This is a genomic window from Paenibacillus sp. PAMC21692, assembly GCF_014303795.1.
Lineage (GTDB): Bacteria > Bacillota > Bacilli > Paenibacillales > Paenibacillaceae > Pristimantibacillus > Pristimantibacillus agaridevorans.
The window spans coordinates 8,291,613-8,311,153 of record NZ_CP060293.1; the positions used below are offsets into that span (position 1 = coordinate 8,291,613).

The window sequence follows — 19,541 nt, forward strand, 5'->3', positions numbered from 1 at the left end:
AATGGACTTTGTACACCCAATTATAAAACCCTGGTTTCAAAATATCAAAACAAAAGTTTTTGGCCTGGCGCGGCTCCGTTATGACGCAAAAAAAGCGCCAACCCTCTCCGGCAGGAGACAGCCTGGCGCTTGAGATGATAATCCCGAAATCCCAATATTCTTACATAAATACAAAAGATATTGGATGGACGCTCCAATCCAATGTCCTCTATATTTTTAATATACAAAGTAATCGAATCTGCCATTTTGCTTTTACCTTTTAGTTAAATTAAAGCGGTTACATTTGTCTGCTGGACGAACGATGTCAATCGCAACCTGAACATTTGGCGAGCAACAACCGCCACACTGCGGGTAGCGTTTACATACAACATGCAAGCAACTATACGAAAGGTGGAAAATAACAATGAAGTTTAGCGCATGGACATCACTGCTTCTGGTTCTATTTCTTTTTGCAGGAAGCATGGCTGTTCCGCCCCCAGTCAAGGCAGAGAGCATCCAAGACAAGCTGTACGTTTTTGACTTGCAAGCATTTATCGATAGTAAAAAAAGCGTCAGTTCGAAGCTTGCCTACGATTATTTAAAGCTGGCCAGCGCGTTGCAGGGGCTCGCGAATCGCGACAAGCCGCAGCTCTATTTTCACTTCGAGTCCAACGGAATTGCACAACAATCCAATTTGGACATCGACAATTTCTGGCTGGAGCAATTAAGCGGACAGGACAAGCTGTTATCTGACTACGACCAAGTCGAGGTAGACGATTTCTTTGACCTGCTTGATCTGTTGCATGATGCCGCAGAAGGTGTTGTGTTGTGGGATGAGGACGTTCCCGCAACCGCCAACGTCGCTTCGACGATCGCCGGCGTCGAAAACTTGCTGCCGATACGTTACGATGACAATCCGGGCAGTGTATACGATGAAGTGGTGACCCAGCGTGACTTGTGGCCGGTAAGCAAGGACCTCGTCGGGATGTTTACCGGTTCGGGCACGATACCAGGCACCGACGGAGCACCATCGACCGGGAGCGCCAAAAACGATGCGTACATCTGGGCGAAAATCAATTACTTGGACGCAGGCCTGACGAATCCGGCGCTGATGGTAAACGCCTTGGACGGCGCTTCGTGGGGCGTGATCGCCAGCAAATTGAGCGCAAAAGTTGTGTCGGCTTACATTCCGAAAACATTGACACCCGGCCAATCGGCCGATATTTCGATTACGATCGAGAACACAGGCTCCTCGCCATGGACGTTGGCGGCCAATGACCGACTGGCATCGACCAGCACCAACCAGTTCGTCTGGAGCAATCTAAATGGCGGCTTCTCCGACAGTATCAACAATCAGCGGGTATTCCTGAGTACGGATGATGAGATCAAACCCGGTGAAACCAAACAGTTCCGGTTCACAATCAAGGCACCGGATACCGCAGGCACTTATACATTCAGCGCCACGATGGTACGTGATGGCGAAGCCATGATGGTCGGCACAGGATTGTCCCGAGACATCGCAGTCGTAGCGAACGAGGCAAGGTCCATCCCTTCTTCGTCCGATGGCGGCCTACTCCCTATCGCCTATAAGCACAGCGAAACGATAACGACTGTACAATCCATTAATCCGATGGCAATCTCACCGGAACCGTACGCCGCCCGGTTGGAGATCGCGGCATTGCCTGTCGCGATGCAACCGGGAACTATGGCCCAGGTAACGGTCGCCTATCGGAATACAGGGAGCGCCGCTTGGACGAAAGCGGCGAACGTCAGGCTGGGCGCTTGGGTGGCTCCCGATCTCAGCGCCACTGTAAATGAATTCGTCTGGAGCAGCCCGAATGGCGAACACGATCCTGCTAACCCGATGGGTCAACGCGTATATTTGGACGACAACGAGCAGGTCGCTCCTGACGAAGTCAAAACATTTACCTTCCATATCATCGCCCCTACACAGTCCGGTACTTACGAGTTCAGCGCCGCGCTGCTCCAAGAAGGCGTGCAATGGATCGGACCGAACAAAGCGACGCGGACGATCTATGTCACAGCCGATGGGCAACTGCCGGCTGGGCCGGCTGAGGAACAGTTAAACTTGCCGCCTGCCGCGACAAACCAGGGCATGAATGCCGACATCGTGTCCGCTTCGCTGCCGGATGCGATCATAGCCGGAGAGACGGCAGAAGTAAGTATTACAGTAATGAACACAGGCGATGAGCCATGGAGCATGAGCGCGCTAGACAAACTCGCATCGCTGTCGACTAATTCGCTGGTATGGAAGCGGTTAAATGGCGGATTTGCGGAGAGCGTGGACAATCAGCGCGTGCTGCTCGATCCGCAGGAGTTGGTTGCGCCGGGGCAATCGAAGATGTTCCGTTTCGCAATCCAAGCACCCGATCAGCCAGGCGTGTACCGCTTTGCTGCACAAATGATCAGGGACGGCGTAACTTGGAGCGGCAACCAGTTGGAACGAACGATTGTCGTCGAACAGCAACTTGCCACCCCTGAACCGACTAACGTGCCGATGGCTGCCACAATCGTGTCCGCCTACGTCCCGCAGGCAATGAAGCTGGGCGAAGAAACGGAGCTGTCTCTCACTTTCGCCAATACAGGCACGAGCAGTTGGACGAAAGCCGACCTGTACCGGTTGGCTGCAGCCACCTCGAATCAGCTGCGCTGGACGAATTACAAAGACGGATTCACGAATGCACCAAACGATCAGCGCATTTATCTCGAGGAAGGGGAAACGGTCGCCCCTGGTCAAACCCGCACATTCCGTTTCTCGTTAAGCTCGCCGCAGACAGCGGGCACCTACGAATTCGCGGCGCGGATGATTCGTGACGGCGACGCGTGGTTCGGCAACTCGTGGATCAGCATGATCACCGTATCGGCAGATGGCACCGTACCGCAGCTTCCGGACGAAGAAGCGATTCCTAGTGAACCGGTTTTCTATTCCGACCTGTTTAATTCGTCGCTGCCGAATGCGGACTATTATATCGCCCGCAAAGCCTTTTTCTTCGATTTGAGCCCGGACGAAACCAGCGTTCCGAACGATGATCCCACTCAGCCGCTCGGAAGCGACTACAGGACGTTTATCGAGCTGCTTCGTTCGCAGAACAGTCGGGCCGGCGCGCAAATTATAACGATCGGCGGCTTCGTGCCTTGGTTTATTAAATATACGACCTATGCAGATCCTAATGCGGCGCTTGATCCCGTTCCGGCCGAATGGGGTTATGCCGACATCATCTCCAAGTATAACGGGCAGATGGATGCCGATGCTTACGGAATGATCGGTCTGACAAACGCTTCTATATTCCGCCAAGTTCCGCTTAACGCCAACCTGAAGCAGAACAACGATAAGGGCGATAACGGTAAAATATACGATAAAAATAAGAAGTACATTATGTTCTACATGAGCGACTTTGATGCTTCGGCCTGGACTTCCGGCGCGCTTCCGGCTTTATGGAACGATCCGAAGCGCGGTGAAATCCCGCTCGCCTGGTCGTTCGTGCCGAACGCGGCCGATCGCGTGCCGCAAGTGTTCAACTATATCTACGAGACGATGAAGCCCAATGATTATTTCGTTGCTAGCGATAACGGTGCAGGCTACTTGAACCCGATGATGCTGGAAGCCCACAATCGCCCGGACGGTTTACCGGATTTCCTCGACGTTTGGGAAGATTATAATGCGAGACTGTTCGATCGTTTCGATCTTGATATTACCGGCTTCCTGATTAGCGGCAATTCTGGCGCCGCCTCGCTGCGCGTCCAGCAATCGTACAGCACGTTCTCGCCGCTGGGCGTGGGCAATAATTCCGGCTTCGATCAGCCGATCGTAAACGGTACGCCTTTTGGCAAAGTAACCGATCTCGGTGTGCAATTTACGGATACGCAAAAAATGGGCGACACGATGGCAAAAATGTTGCAGCGCAACTCGAACTTTTTCAGCTTTCGAACGATTTTGACCAAACCAAGCGTCATCTTCGACGCCGTAGAATACGTGAGGCAGCAATATCCCGACTTGAACTTCGAAGTCGTCGACCCGTATACGTACTACCGGTTCCTGGGCGAGAACGGCGGGGATATGTCCGACACGATTCGCACTTACAATTCGGTAAAAACATCGCAGTCTATCACAATCGACGGCGTCGCCGATCCGGCCGAATGGGCCGATGCGGAAGAAATTACGGTGAGCAAGGAATCTCCCGATGTGAAAGCGTATGGCACCGTCGTACGCGATCCGCGGTCGGTTAGCAAATACCGCATGCGTTGGGACAACGATAATCTATACTTGCTCGAGGAGCGGACCGACGACTCGTTGCACTTTCCCGAGATCGGCAATCGGATGTACGAGTCCGACGCCACGCTGCTGTTCTTTGATCTCAAGCGGGACAAAAACGGATCGGCTTTCCGCGACGGCGATTACGGCATCTTTATGACGGCAAGCGGGCCGGAGCCACATCCGACTCCTCATATGTTCATCCGTGAAGGGCATAACAACGGGGCTGTAGAGAAGCCGTTTACGGACGGCCAGATCGCCTCGCAGCTGCGCAGCGACGGTTATACGATGGAGGCGGCAATTCCGTGGAGTTCGTTGCAAGTAACGCCATTCGCACCCGGCGAGAACCTCAGAGTCGGCATGACGCTGGCGGCGACCGACAATCATGGCTCATTCGCCGACGAAAAATGGGGACAAATCATGTGGGTCGGCGAAGGCGATGGCCAAGAGTATTGGGGCGACATGAAATTCGTCACATCACCCGTATCTATCTTGCAGTCGACAGTCATTAAACTGCCGGCTTCGCTGCAGGCAGGTTCTACGGCTACAGCGGCTGTAGACGGAACTTACAGCGACGCCACGGTAAAACCGGTCACGCAAGGTCTCGTTTTCAGCAGCAGCAAGCCGAACGTAGCCTCTATTGATAGCGTGACAGGTCTGGTTCGCGCCATTGCGCCGGGACAAACGACGATCAAGGCAATAACGGCAGCTTCCGGCGGCATTGAAGCACAGTTTACGCTTCTTGTATACGCTGCACCCGCCGGCAACGGTCCAGGCAATCCGCCGACAACGACACCTGGCGAGGAGAACGGGCCTTCAGCAAATCTATTGCAGCAAATTAGCAGCTCCGAGCTGAGCAAACTAGCCGGAGACGGCGGGAGCATCATGATTCAGTTGGCGGCTCAAGAAAGTGGCGTGCAGTTGCCAATTGATGCGGCAGAATTGCTCAAGGGACAAAGCTTGCAGGTCAAATCCGGTACATCGACAATCACTTTAACCGGCGGTACGCTTCGCGCTCTTGCCTCGTCAATATCGCCGAACGCGTCGGGCGGATCCATGGCGTTGACGTTCGCTCCGCTGACTGACGCGGCATCGCAAGATCGGCTGGAACAGAGCGCCGAACTTACGTCGGCGCAGTTGCGGCAGCGTTCTGCACTGATGGAACTGGGAGCGTCGACCATCGCTGACGATGGCACCGTTACAGCGTCGACCCGATTTGCCGAACCGGTTGTTCTTAAGATCGAACGCACCACTGCTGCTGCAGTCAGCGATAAGCCGGTTTATTTATATAAGATCGACGTCGATGGCAAGCTCACCTATGTGCCGAGCAAGCAGAAGGACGGCTTTTACACAGCAGAAGTCACGGAGCCTGGCTCCTATGCGCTGCTCGAATATAACAAAACATACACGGACGTAACAGACAACCACTGGGCGCATAATGTCATTCGCGACCTGAGCGCCAAACAAATTGTGGAGGGAATCCATGCTGCGCGATTTGATCCGCAAGCAACCGTCACCCGGGGCGAGTTCGCTGCGATGCTCGTTCGAGCGTTGGGGCTCAGTCAGACTCCGGTAGAGGACGAGGGCAGCATTTTCACCGATGTCGCCGCCGACAGCTGGTATGCCCGTTATGTAGCTGCAGCCTTCTCCTTCGGGCTCATCAACGGTACGTCGGCAACCTCTTTCGCTCCTGATGCGGCCATAACCCGTGAACAGATGGTCACGATGTTGATGCGTGCCGTTGAACTGCAGAAGGGCAACTCACTCCCTGTTAGTCCGACTGCTTCGACGTTCAGCGATGCTGCTTCCATCCAGGCATGGGCCATCCAGTCGGTAAATGCAGCAGTTGAACTAGGCATCGTCAAAGGCAGACCTTCGAATCGATTCGAAGCAAACGATTCGGCCACCCGTGCCGAGAGTGCGCAACTCATCTATAACGGGTTATCTTATCTCGATAACAATTGACGGGGTTAAAGAGGTTGTTCAAAAAGTCCGCTTCCCATCACGGAAGTATTCCTAGAAGCTTACTCGACATCGAATCTTGAATGCAGGCGAAACAAAGCGAATGCTTACGAAGTATGTTTCCTCCGGAAACATTGCAGGTGCTCACGTAGTTTCCACTACGCTCCGCTCCTCAGTTTCTACCTGCCTTCAATCTTCTCGGTGCTGAAAACCGAACTTTTTGAACACGCACTTAAATGTAGGACGGAGCATTTATTCGATGCTTTCGAGGTAACTGACGACTATTCTGTAGACGCACCACTTCCATGTGGTGCGTCTTTTCGTATTATCAGGTTAGCCAGTTATTACTGGTTGGCCTTTTTTTATGGTCGGTATACGATGGCGGTAGCCGGGAGAACGTGCGTCTTTTAGGGGTCAGACCCCGTCACAAAAACTGTTCTCCCACTACCCCCAATGACCATGTTTGAGCTGGTAGAGGCAACGACCTCGCATCACAAGCGAAGCTATGGGTTTGGAACCATCGTGGGAGTGCCGGCAATTTTATTAGGGAGGTTGTTATGCAGCCAGTCGTAGGTGTGGATGTAGCGAAAGGATCTAGCGTAGTACAAGCTTTTACAAGGAGGAACGAACCGTACGGGAAGTTGGAGAGCATCTCTCACGGGGATAGCGGATTCGAGCGGCTAGGGGAGCTCTTAGCGGAGTTACAGGCGAGGATGGCAATTGCCCCTGTAGTTATTCTTGAAGCGACAGGACATTATCATCGGGGGCTTGTAGCTTATCTCGAACGTAGTGGATGGACGCATTTCATCGTTAATCCGTTACAGTCTAAGCGTGCGAAAGGAACTCAACTTAGGAAGGTAAAAACAGATGCTGCGGATGCTTGGCATCTAGCCGATATGTACTACCGCGGGGACGTTTTACCGCATCGTACATGGGACGAAACGTTTACAGAGCTGCAGCATGTGACCAGGCAGCATGAGTTTGTGACGGGAATGTTCGTCCAAGCGAAGTTAAACGCGAGAGCATTGCTCGAACAGGTCTTTCCGGCTTATGAGGAGATCTTTTATGCCCTGTTCTCTGTCACGTCGCTAAGCGTGTTGGAGCGTTGTTTAGAGGGCGATGATGGGGATCTTGTTGAAACTATTCAGGCATGCGCTGGAAAATCCCGTTCGAGACGTTGGGTTGATGAGAAAGCAAGACGACTTCGAGAGATCTTGTTAGATTGGAGAGCACAGCCTAGAAGCCAATCTCAGACCGTAGCCTTAAGTGGTATGGTTTCCTTGTTGCTTTCGTTCACGGAGCAATTAAGTGATCTTGAGAAACAGATGAATGAACTCGCATTTGATTTACCTGAGGTAGAACTGGTGAAAAGCATACCTGGGATCGGGGATAAATTAGCTGCAGCAATTGTTGCGGAGGTTGGAGATGTAGGACAATTTGAAGGCGCTAAACAGCTTGTGGCGTATGCGGGATTAGACCCTGGAATCTTTAGTTCCGGGAAATTTACCGCCACAAGTTCACGAATTACTAAGCGGGGTTCAAAGAGACTTCGCCGATCGTTGTATTTAGCTGTGCAATGCGGGATCCGGGGAAGCACCAACAAGAGGATTAGAGAATATTACGACAAGAAAAGAAAAGAGGGCAAGCCATACAAGGTGGTCGTGATCGCTTGCGCCAACAAGCTTCTCCATCACGTGTACGCCATCCTTAGTAAAGAGCAGCCCTACAGAAACTAAAAACCAAATTTACCCATAACCTTCACGCCAATGAAGGTTATTTGTCGTGCCTAGAAATCAGTATACCAATTAAACTGCCCCACTCCAATACTAAATGCTTGACAAGTATTAGCTGGTTTTTGTGCACCTGAAAAGGGCAACCAATAAGAAAAACGCCTGACGGCGTCCTTTTGCGTAGAGCAATCCAATCGGCTTCCTCCATACAGCCACATGAACTGTAAAAGGTACAGTTATTCTCCTAACTGCGCTATGCTGCCGTTTATTTGCCTGCATAAGGTACAGTTAATTTTGCCTCATTTCCCGGTCAAGTGACTGAATCGTGTAAATTAGCTGTATGTTTTACATTAAAAATGCTACTTTCAATGAAATTGGTTTAAATTAGCTGTATGTTTTACATTTTGTCTGGCCTGCGGGGGAGCCGCAATGGATTCAGACTGCGGCTGGCAGTATTCAGCTGTGACACAAAACTTATAAATTCTATATTAATAAAAAGAAGGGCGCCCCGTTTTAACCTGGGGGCACCCCTTCTGATCACGACTCACTCAGTGCATTGGCAACAGCCGAATCGTTCTATACCCGCCGCTAAAACCGGCTTTCGTAACATATTGATATGCCCCCCGTCCGAAGGCGTCCCGATGCGCAAAATGGATATGACCACAGAATAGGCCGACCAGATTGGCATATGGATTATCCATTAACATACGGTAAAAGTCGATTGTCGCAGCACGGGGTTCCTCTATCATCCACTCCGCCATAAGCTTCGCGTCCCAACCCTCGGCCGCCATCATGATCGGCGAACGCCACTCGCGCATGACATCCTCTAGCAAACTAGGGATATAAATGGGTATGTGCATAAACAATAAAGTGGGTAATCCTCTTGCAAGCTGCCTTTCCATGAAGGCTAATTGATCGTCCGTAATCTGGTAGGTGCTGTTGTCGATCGCAACAAGATTGATCCCGTTAACTTCGGCGGACTGATAGGACGGATTGGCGTTGGTAAAACGATCAAATTTGGCATATTGGGAGCTGCGCGCAGCTTCGCTCCAAGGCTCAAACGGGTACTCCCAGTCATGATTGCCGGGCGTATATAGATAAGGCGAACGCAGCGTATGCAATCGCTTGTCCAAGTAATCCAGATTATTGAGCGTCGCCCCGTTTACGATATCACCGGTCAGAACGACCTGATCGACGGCCAGCTCATTCGCGTAATCCAGCGACCTATTAAAGTGGGTGCGGGTCTCAAGCGCATCGAAGCTGTACTGACGAACAGACTCAGCCCATATTTCAATACCTTCCCGATCATCCGTTTCATGCATATGACTATCGGTAATATGAAACAGGACTGTAGGCTTGGCAAGTCGCTCCACTCGAATGAGCGTCTGTTTCTCATTGGCAGTCAGTACGTGCTCGAACTTCATTTAATCGCCTCCTAATCGTTTGATATAATACCTACGAGCGCCAGTCGGCAATTCGTCCCCTTGCATTCGGGCGTATCGCCGTGCACGACTTCCATTTCGAATTCATGGGACCCGTTGATCAAATCCTCTGCGACCGTAAACATCCGATACCAACCGTCGCTCCCGCACCAGACGGGACGATCGCGTTCCGAGATTTTCCATGGACCGTTGTCCAGTCGATATCGCAGCTCGGAAGAAGTGGAGCCAAAGTCAAAACCTAATGTAAGACCGGTACCTGTAAAGGTGAATTTGAGCTTTGCGCCAATCGCCGCTGTTTCCAGCACTTGATCCATCCACTCCAAATGCGGCCAACGTCGAATGACCCATGGTCCTTCCGTTTCTATTCCGTCTAGCGGCAATATAGACGCATTCTCCCAATTGTTCGGATTAAGCGGCGAAGGCAACTGCAACGATTGTTCTGTCCGCTTAACGGGATTGTCCACTCCCGATAGCTCCTTCTCCAGAAATGCGATTACGCTGCGCGCGTAACTCAAGCTGCCCCTCTCCGTCGGATGCAAGCCGTCGGGCAGCCACTCCTCCCAACGCATTCTTCCAAGCCGCACCTCTTCGAGCGCATGAAGCCCCATCCCTACGGACCCTATGCCATAATGCTCCGCCAACGCTTCGAATTCGGCGATGGACGCAGGCGTATCGCCAACGCTCATCTCGCGGTAGAACGATTGGCGGAAGGTATGAACGAGCACGACATCTCTGGAGCGGTCGGAAAGCAGCTTGCGGAATAGCCCTTCTCTTGTGCGCATCCTCTTCTCGCTTGCTTCGTCTTCGTCATTGACCGAATAATCCACGAATACCAGATCGCAATTCCGCTTGATCAAATCCCGCTCGGCGCGGAATACGGCGAGCTCGCTGCCCGTCGCGCCGATTGCCGCATTCTCGACGAACAGCCGAACATGCGGATAATGCTCCTTAAACCACGCAATCACAGGTTCGGGCCAGTTATGGCGAGCCCTTGCATCCGTAATCGAGCCGCCGATGAATCCCAGTCTCAGCGTACCGGATTCAATCGCTTGCCATGTATTTAGAAGCGGCGCTCTATGTTTCCAGATTTGCTGATTCATCACCCGCACCTCTTTCTCCCCACATCAGATTAGTTGAATCTCAAACAAATGGCCGCAGCCGAATAAGGCTGAACATCGAATGCGACAACATGATCCGTAATTTGGATAGATCCGTAATCCGGCAGCCTATGTTCGTTCGTGTCTACGAAATACGCCTCGGCCGCCTGATGGAACAATTCAAACCTGACTGCCGCAAGCTCCCCTTCCGTTTCGTAAACACGGATAATCCACTGTTTTTCATCTTGCTCCTCGGGCATTTTTACCGCAGAAATCGCAACTGTGCCAGACATTAGCTTCAAAAAGCTGGAATCAAGCGGGCGAGTGCCTGCATGTACGGAACCCGGCAACACAGAAAGCGGATGGTTGAAACGATACGACCTTTCAATCCGCTCATAGGCCCGGGCTGCATCCTGCACTGCGACTGCGAAAGAAAATTTGTGATGATTGCCAAGCTCGGGATACGGATCCGGGTAAAAGGAGCTGCGGATTAAGGATAGGGACAACGCATGGTCCACGCCCCGAAAACCGTATTTATTGTTCGTCACCAGCATCACCGACGACTGCTTTTCGTTCTGCGGAACGCCCACCGCAAAGCTGTTTGCCGGTACATCGAATGAAAGCGGCTCGCGCTCAATCACTCCGAACGGCACGTCATATTGATACGATTTCGTATCATAAGCGAGAGGCCAATGAAAATTTAATTGGGGAATGCTTTGATCCGACTTGCCGATCTCTTGCCAATCGCATTCCACCTCATAGTCAAGCTCGGTACAATTGCGGTCAAGCGATACCGTCACCTTGAGCAGCGAACGGCCAAAGGAAAACTCATATTGCAGCGATTGGCGAACATCGCCCCAGGCCCCTCTTTTGATTTTCACTTGCTTATGAATGTTTGTCACGCTCATATAACGCCCTGTCCACCATGCGCTCATCCCTTTATCAGGATCCTCCTGGATGAGTCTAAACACGCCGGTTGGACGCGCCCCGTCTACCAATTGTTCGCCTGTCGATTTGCGAATCATCGAGCGAACCGTTGCATCGACGGGATCAAGGGTTACTTTCAGCCATTCATTTTCAAGCACGTACCCGTCTTCTTCATCTATACGAGGATCGTCCGGCAGGAACGGCTTTAGCCTGTCATCGCCTTCCGACACGGTATAGGTGGCATACCCGCAAGCAGGCACTTTAACGTAGGCAAGCAGGCGCATATAATCATGATTCCAATACCAGTGCAAGCCATTATCCAGTATTTGATGGGGAACTGCCTGGCCGTTGCCGTCTTGCACGACTAACGAACGAATGGGCGTTTTCCAATCCCATAACGTGATTTCCACCACTTCTTCCCGCTCGTATGCGGAGGAGTTGAAAAGATGAACAATCCTTTTGTTGCCGCGACCGCGCTCGACCTGCGAAACTTTGAAGCCCACGGCACCGTATCCGACCCCTGCGCCCTCCGAAACCGAAAATTTATTTTCCGTTCCAACAAGGCTGGATGTATCGATCGTTGCGGCAATCTTCTCCAATGCCAGCTTGCGATTTGTATTGGCAATGGCCATCGTGTTCTGAAATAATCCAAGCGCATGCTCCCGTGTTTCCAGCACCCCTGAGCCTGGCAGAATATCATGGAACTGGTTAAACAACACGTTCCTCCATGCCTTCTCAAAGCTATCTCCCGGATAGCGAGCTTCTTCGGCCACCGCCGCTGCCGCATTAAACAATTCCGCTTCATTAAGCGTCGCCTCGCCAATTCGGTTCGCTGTCTTAATTCGGCTTTGCGAGGTATAGCAGCCGGTAAAAACAAAGTTCTGCTCTCCCTTGAGGACCGGGAGCTGCTCGGCAATCGCCTCCGCTGCGGCAAAATATTCGCGATACGTTCCAAATCGGAGCTTGGGATACACCGGCCAGCTTTGCATGTCCAGCAGTCGTTCCAGGTCGCGTCTCGTCGGGCCGCCGCCGTGGTCGCCAACGCCATAAACGTTTAAATACATTTTTAATCCCGTTTGCAGACAAATTTTCGGCACATACGAACCAAGCAAGGCTTGTATATTGTCATTGTACCAGGTCGGTTCCCGATAGACGATGACGGATTTGCCGGAAGGCGCTTCCCAGCGATACAAGGCAGGCGCTTCATTGCCGCGGCAATGATAGTAGTATTTGACGCCTCCGTTCGCCAAGATTTCCGGAACGTTGACGCTGTGCCCAAATGTATCGGGTTCAAAATCGAGATTGAGACTGTCCGGATCAAGGTCCAATAATTCGGACAAATAACGTTTTGTATAGAGCAGATGACGAGACAGGCTTTCGCCGCTCGGCATGTTTTTGTCCGCTTCCACCCAATGCGACGCCGTGACTTCCCAGCGTCCTTCTTGAACCCGTTTCCGTATTTCCTGCAGCATCTCGGGTGCATATTGTTCGACGATACGATAAATGGAAGCCTGCGATTGCGAGAAGGTAAACTCGGGATATTCGTCCAATAACGTCAGCATCGTCCGAAACGTATCCAGCGTAACCGCCACCGTCTCATCCCAGGACCACATCCAGTTCATATCGATATGCGCGTGGGAGACGCATAAAATATCGTAGCTCTTGGCTTCGGTCGCAAGCGTCTCGAGAAGCTTCTCGGCATGGAGCGCCGTTTGTTTGCCAATAACGCCTTCGTCTGCCAGGTTGTTCTCTACGAAAGCTAATGCCGCATCAATCTGTTCGTCGAATTCTCCTTTGTTGACCTTCGACATTTCATAAGCAAAATACAATTGCGAAACGATCCGTTCGCCCCAATATCCGAGCCGGGTTGTAATTTTTTCTTCCCAATACGTCTTCGGCTCAGTTCCAAGCAACATCCGAAGCCGATTATCGATCGATGACAGCATGATACCAACTCCCCACCCTTTTATTAACTATTCAACGCTTTTACAACCCATTGCCGCTCCTCAGGCATGATACCCTCGAAGTAATGAACAACCGTCTGACCGGGAGCAAGCAAAAACCCATCCTTAAGCGGCCTTACAACCGGTTGACTCGCAGCAGCAGCAGCATCAACATGTGGAGTTGCGCCGCTTATCCGTACCCACAAGGCAACGGTCTCGCCGCTATTCGTGACGGTCATCCTGGTTCCGCCATCCACTTCCACCGTTTCCCATTTGAGCGCAGTCCCCGGCATCGTCAAGAAAGCTTGCAGCGGCGCCGCGTCTTCCTGCTCCCTGACTGCAAACGCATATTCATTGTCCGATAGTACTCGCTGTTCTGCGGCATCGATAACTTGCAGCGTTACAAAGAACGCGCCGCTATCCGGGACGTGGAATTCGATCGATCCGATACCCGTCGTAAGAATCTTGAGATTGTTATGCTCGAACAGGCCGTCGGCCAGCTTGTCGCCAGTACCAGTGAAGGCCCGCCATTCTACATCCCACTGTCCCTGCTCGAAGCCGTCGTTCGTTATGTAAACCGTCGCCCGATAAACTTCGCCCGGCAAATAAGAAATCGCATCGTACTGCAAGGAAACATGCAGATTGCGGTTGGCTTGCGCCACCCAGCTATAAGCCAGCTTCGGGTCGCCGTAATAATCGATCGCGCTGGTGCAGGATAAGTTCGGGTAAGGCTCGTTAAACTGCCACAGCAAACTTCCGCTGCAATAAGGCGCGCGTCTGCGATTCGCTTCGACCGCATAACGAATCCCTTCCGCCTGCAGCCATTGGGATACATCTACCATCTGTTCAAGCGTGTTCAGGCGCGGACCGAACAAACTCTTAAGCTGCTCGTCCATATTCCAGTATTCGTAACCATGGAGCAGCCACTCGACTGAACCCGATTGCTCCGTTTGCAGCTTATCCTCGGGGAGAAATCGTCTTAAGCTCATCATGGAAGCAAAGCCGTCTCCGCCGTATTCGCTGTGAAGAAGCGCGTCGCTGCCATTATACAGCCGATAATGCTCGGTAACGCCCGAATACTTCCAGGGCCCGTGCACATCGTGCATAACGCCTTGTCCGCTCTTCTCCGCATCGAGAAAAAACGTCGGTCCCGTCGGCGAAGTAGGCAGAAAAAGCCGCGATGCATCAAGGTCCGACGCCAGGTCGCGAAGGACGCGAAGGTTGGCCTGTCGATCGGTAAGCGGCATCATTCGCTCACCCAGATGTCCGCCCTCCGTCAATTCGTTGCCGCCGCACCAGATAGCCATAGACGGATGATTGCGCTTCTCCCGGATCGCATGCCGCATCGTCCGCGAGAGGGTATGAAGGAATTCCGGCTTTACCGACGGCTCATTATTAAAGCCCGAGCTCGATTGCATCATTTCCTGCCAGATCAAAATACCCGCTTCGTTGCATAAACGGTAAAACAATTCCTTCTCAATCAACCCGCCGCCCCATACGCGAAGCATATTAACGTTAGCTTGTTTGGCAAGCATGATCAGATGTTTTAGCAGTTCCTCGCGATTGCGGCCATACAATTGATCGACGGGCACCCAGTTCCATCCCTTGATATAGATCGGCGCTCCGTTAACGTCTATCGTGTAAGCCAGCGCATCCGCCGGAGCCCCCGGATTAGCTTGAAAAGCCAATTCGCGGAAACCGACCTGCGCGCTATACGAATCGGAGAGGATATACGAGCCGTTTTTCGCATCGGCTGTCTCCAGCCTGAGTTCCAGCCGATACAAGGGCTGTTCTCCGTAGCCGTTCGGCCACCACAAACGCACATGGGGCACCTCCATCGTAAACCGTACGGATTGCAATCCCGGCACTGCCTCGCCGCCATGGCTGATCGCTCCGACAGATGCCCCCTCCGGATCATGCAGCTCGGCGATTAACCGGTACGGACCGGACTGTCCGCTCTCCAGCACGGCGCTTACGGTCAGTTCGCCTGTTCCATCGGAACCCGGCAATGCCTCAAGCTTAACGTTTTCCAATACGCAGCTTTCCGTGATTTTCAGGCAAACTTCCTTCCATAATCCGATGTGGACCAGCCGCGGACTAAAATCCCACCGATAACCGAATCGGCTCTTTAGATGATCCACCCGATCCGTATAACCAAGCTGCGCCTCGCCGTCCGGGGAACGCTCCAGCACTACGACCAGCGTATTGCTCTCTCCATAACGGAGCGAATCCGACAAGTCGAACTCACCCGGCGTAAACATGCCGGAGTGGCTGCCAAGCTCCTTGCCGTTAAGCAGCACCTTCGCCGTATAATCAACACCCTCCAGCACAAGCGCGATTCGTTTGCCCTGCCAAGCCGACTCCGAGGTAAAGGAATTTCGGTATAGCCAATCCCTCTCATTGACCCATTCGCATGCAGGAGCATTCATTCCGAAATACGGATCCAGCAAATAACCCGCACGGTGCAAATCCCAATGCACGCTGCCAGGCACCTCAGCGGGAATCCAGGGGACAACCCCTCTGAGCTCCGCGTTCACTTCCATGCTGCGTCCAAACGCCCAGAAACCGGGGTACGAGCCTGTCAGCTCCCAATTATTCAACAATACTACTTTCATGACCGTCCGCCGTCCCTTCCCTTTCCGTTAAAAACAAAATGAATAGGAGGGGAATTGCCTCCTATTCACCCGCAGTATTTTATTGGTTGAATTCGCTCATTGACTTCAATCTTTCATTGACGATGTCTCTGCCGCCGTTTTTCTCGAAAGCATCCAACATTTCTTTTGTAATTTTACGCGTTTCTTCTTCCGACTTGGCAAAAACGGCTTTCGACGTCCATTTATCCAATTCGCTCCACATCACGCCCCATTTTTGCTGCTCGACAGGTCCTGCCGGCGTTAATTGAAACTCGAGAGGAAGCGGCTCTCCGATGGATGCCTCCCATATTTCGGTTCCCATTTTCGCTTCTTCGGATCTTGGGTTCGTATCTTCTGCCGGTATTAAAATCGATCGCGTAAGATTATAGGAATCCAATCCCGTTCTTTGCAAGAAGGTATTGTTCTGTACCAACTTTTCTTCCTTGGATTCGGGCGTTTCTTCGTACAATCCCTCGGCATTTTTAATGTAATATTCGCCTTCGACGCCGTATTTCAACATGCGGGTTCCTTCCTTGGAAGCGTTCCAGTTCAGAAGCTCCATAAGCCTTTCGATATTTCTTGGGTCTTTGGCGAATTCAGTCGAGACGACCAGGGAGTTAAATGCTCTGTCGCTCGGGTTGGAATATACGGGAACGATAGATGAGCCAGTCACTTTGAGCGGAGGAGCCGGTACGAACCGCGTTTCCGGACCGTCCGCCTTCAAGGCTTTATTAACCGTATCCATGTCCCAATAAATACGAACCGTATAACCGACGCGGCCGGATGATAATTTCTCCATGTATTGATCGGCTTGCTGGGTAAGCATCTCCTGATCAAGCAGGCCTTCCCGGTACAGCTTGTTCATGAACACCATATATTCTTCGATGTCGGGATTATTGAATTGGAATTGGAGCGATTGATTATCCTCCGAAAATTTGACCCAGCTTTTCGTCCAAGCATTTGCGATGTACTGCCGGAAAACGTCGAACGTGGCAGGTATGATTTTTTTGCCGTTGACATCCGGAATTTGATCTCGGAACGCCTTTAATACTTCATACAGCTCATCCGTCGTAGTCGGCGCGGACATACCCACCTGCTTCAACCAATCCTCCCGGATCACCGGACCGACATCCGCCATTAAAACTCCTTTTTTGGCCGCCAGATTAATAGGAAGCATATACATATTGCCATCCTTGGCTCTGTGCACCGCATCATCGTATGCCTTGTCGTTATTGGCTACCAAATCCGGGTATTTCGCGATCCATTCGTCCCACGAAATGACAAGCCCCGCTTCGCCCATTTTTTTGACGACCTCAATGGCGCCCGGCACATTCTCAAGCTCCAATACATCCGGTATATCTCCGCTGGCAAGCATCAAATTAAGTTTGTCGACCATCTTGTCTGTTTGCCGATCCGCTACCGACTTAATATCCACGTTTTTATTTTCTTTCAGCCATGTGTACATTTCGTTATCATCCTGCAGAATGACATCGCGCGACAAAGAATGATACACGAATTTCAGCGGATCCTCTTTTACCGGTTCTGCCGGCGCACTTGCGCTTGCGCTTGGCGACCCGGAGGTCGATCCCGTATTATTCTCTTTGTTCGAACATGCGGCGATGACGCTGATTAACAGACATGCCATTACGAACAATGTGATGCTCCTTTTCGTCCTTTTCGTCCTTTTCATCCCTTACATCCCCTTCGTATTGTTTAGATAATTCCTCTTCTAGCGCAATGCAATATATAAACACCTTATCCTTTAATAGAGCCTACCAATACCCCTTTTACGAAATACCTCTGCAGAAAAGGATACAGGCAGACAATGGGCAAGATGGTTACAACTAAAGTCGCCATTTTGACGGAATAACTGGTCACCGATTTGACGCTTTGTTGAGAAACGGTAGATAAGCTGCCGGCGATCATCTGAGCGGAGTCATTCTCCCTAATGATCTTCATTAATAAGGTTTGCAGCGGAATCAACTTCGGATCTTGCACATACACCGTTCCCGAGAACCAATCATTCCAATGACCAACGGCAGTAAATAAAGAAATCGTGGCAACGATCGGAAGCGATAAAGGAACAACGATTCTAAAAAAGACGATCAGGTCGTTGGCGCCGTCCATCTTGGCCGACTCTTCCAGACTGGCGGGCAGCTGCTGAAAGAAGGTTCTGAACAAAATAATGTACCAGAGTTGATAGAGCGCGGGTATGATATACACCCACAAGGTGTTTAACAAGTGGAGATCCTTTAACAGCAAGTAAACCGGAATCAATCCGCCATTAAAAAACATCGTGAACAGGATCATGGCATTAACAAACTTTCTGCCTTTCAAATGCTTCTTGGATAATCCGTAGGCCATGATCGCTGTGAGAAATACCGACAAAACCGTCCCGATCACCGTTCGTAAAATTGTCACTTTATACGCATCCATAATTTCCGATCTGGCGAAAATGATGATGTAATTATTCCACGTCGCCTCTCGCGGCCAGAAGTAAATCCCTCCTCGCAAGGAGTCGATGCCGTCATTAAAGCTCAGCATGAGAATCCGCCAAAACGGAAACAGGATAGAGAAGGAGAGCAAACATAAAAACGTATAATTGAACACGGCAAATATTTTTTCGCCCGCATGTTTTTTCATAATACGCCCTCCTCTCCTAATACTTTGACAAGGGCATTGACCAGGAGAAGCATGATTAATCCAACTATGGATTTAAAGAGGCCGACGGCTGCCGCGATCGAATAATTGGCTTGGAAAATGCCAGTCGTCATGACATAGGTATCAATGATTTGGGCCCGGTCCATGACGGCAGGATTTTGCATGACATAGATCTGATCGAAACCGGCATTTAATATGCTGCCCACATTCAAAATGAATAGAATAATAATCGTGCTGCGGATACCGGGGAGCGTAATATGCCAGGTTTGTTTCCAGCGGCTGGCTCCGTCCATGACAGCGGCTTCATAGAGATCAACATCGACTCCGGCCAGCGCTGCCAAATAAATAATGGATCCCCAGCCTATCCCTTTCCATATATCCGATGCGACCACCAGCCCCCAGAAGTAATCCGGGTTGCCGAACCAAAAGACAGGTTCTTTGAGCAGACCGATGTTCATTAAAAAAGTATTGACGATGCCGCCCTGGTCGACCGTTAGCAGCTCATACCAGATCCCGGATACGACGACCCAGGATACGAAGAAGGGCAAATACGTAACCGTCTGCGTAATACGCTTGAACATCTTCTTCCTGACTTCGTTCAATAAAAGAGCAAGAATGATCGGCGCGGGAAAACCGATTAATAATTTCAACAAGCTGATCGCGATCGTATTGATCATAATGGAATTAAAATTAAAATCATGAAAAAAATCGCTAAAGTACTTCAATCCAACCCATTCGCTGTTATATACGCCTGCGACGATATCATAATCCTTGAAGGCGATTAACACTCCATACATAGGCTGGTAACAAAAAATCAGAAACCAGATGACGCCGGGTATAACAAATAAATAAAGATAACGATCATTCCATATTCCCTTGCTCATGCCGTAAACT

9 protein-coding genes are annotated in these 19,541 nt (G+C 51.1%); 2 read left to right on the forward strand and 7 right to left on the reverse strand.

Annotation, left to right across the window (positions count from 1 at the left end; translation table 11 throughout):
- Positions 1-403: 403 nt before the first annotated feature.
- Complete coding sequence (locus tag H7F31_RS32940) at positions 404-6,217, forward strand: S-layer homology domain-containing protein (RefSeq protein WP_187102298.1); 5,814 nt, start codon at positions 404-406, stop codon at positions 6,215-6,217.
- A 554-nt stretch (positions 6,218-6,771) separates the two neighbouring features.
- Positions 6,772-7,950 carry an IS110 family RNA-guided transposase gene (locus H7F31_RS32945; RefSeq protein ID WP_187101894.1) on the forward strand — a complete coding sequence of 393 codons (1,179 nt, stop codon included), beginning with the start codon at positions 6,772-6,774 and terminating at the stop codon, positions 7,948-7,950.
- A 542-nt stretch (positions 7,951-8,492) separates the two neighbouring features.
- On the opposite strand, the gene H7F31_RS32950 is transcribed toward H7F31_RS32945, so the two are convergent.
- From H7F31_RS32950 to H7F31_RS32980, 7 genes are all read right to left on the reverse strand, one after another.
- Positions 8,493-9,368 (reverse strand): metallophosphoesterase family protein, encoded by an 876-nt coding sequence (locus H7F31_RS32950; RefSeq protein ID WP_187102299.1) that lies wholly within the window; start codon positions 9,366-9,368, stop codon positions 8,493-8,495.
- A gap of 11 nt (positions 9,369-9,379) precedes the next feature.
- Complete coding sequence (locus H7F31_RS32955) at positions 9,380-10,486, reverse strand: SGNH/GDSL hydrolase family protein (RefSeq protein WP_187102300.1); 1,107 nt, start codon at positions 10,484-10,486, stop codon at positions 9,380-9,382.
- A 29-nt stretch (positions 10,487-10,515) separates the two neighbouring features.
- Positions 10,516-13,356 carry an alpha-mannosidase gene (locus H7F31_RS32960; protein ID WP_261800229.1) on the reverse strand — a complete coding sequence of 947 codons (2,841 nt, stop codon included), beginning with the start codon at positions 13,354-13,356 and terminating at the stop codon, positions 10,516-10,518.
- Between the two features lie 23 nt (positions 13,357-13,379).
- Positions 13,380-15,968 (reverse strand): glycoside hydrolase family 2 protein, encoded by a 2,589-nt coding sequence (locus tag H7F31_RS32965; RefSeq protein WP_187102301.1) that lies wholly within the window; start codon positions 15,966-15,968, stop codon positions 13,380-13,382.
- Between the two features lie 79 nt (positions 15,969-16,047).
- The gene (locus H7F31_RS32970) at positions 16,048-17,676 is read right to left on the reverse strand and encodes an extracellular solute-binding protein (protein ID WP_187102302.1); all 1,629 of its coding nucleotides are present in this window, start codon (positions 17,674-17,676) and stop codon (positions 16,048-16,050) included.
- A gap of 65 nt (positions 17,677-17,741) precedes the next feature.
- Positions 17,742-18,629 carry a carbohydrate ABC transporter permease gene (locus H7F31_RS32975; protein WP_187102303.1) on the reverse strand — a complete coding sequence of 296 codons (888 nt, stop codon included), beginning with the start codon at positions 18,627-18,629 and terminating at the stop codon, positions 17,742-17,744.
- Positions 18,626-19,531 (reverse strand): ABC transporter permease, encoded by a 906-nt coding sequence (locus H7F31_RS32980; RefSeq protein WP_187102304.1) that lies wholly within the window; start codon positions 19,529-19,531, stop codon positions 18,626-18,628. The genes H7F31_RS32975 and H7F31_RS32980 overlap by 4 nt, the downstream gene beginning before the upstream one ends.
- Positions 19,532-19,541 lie beyond the last annotated feature (10 nt).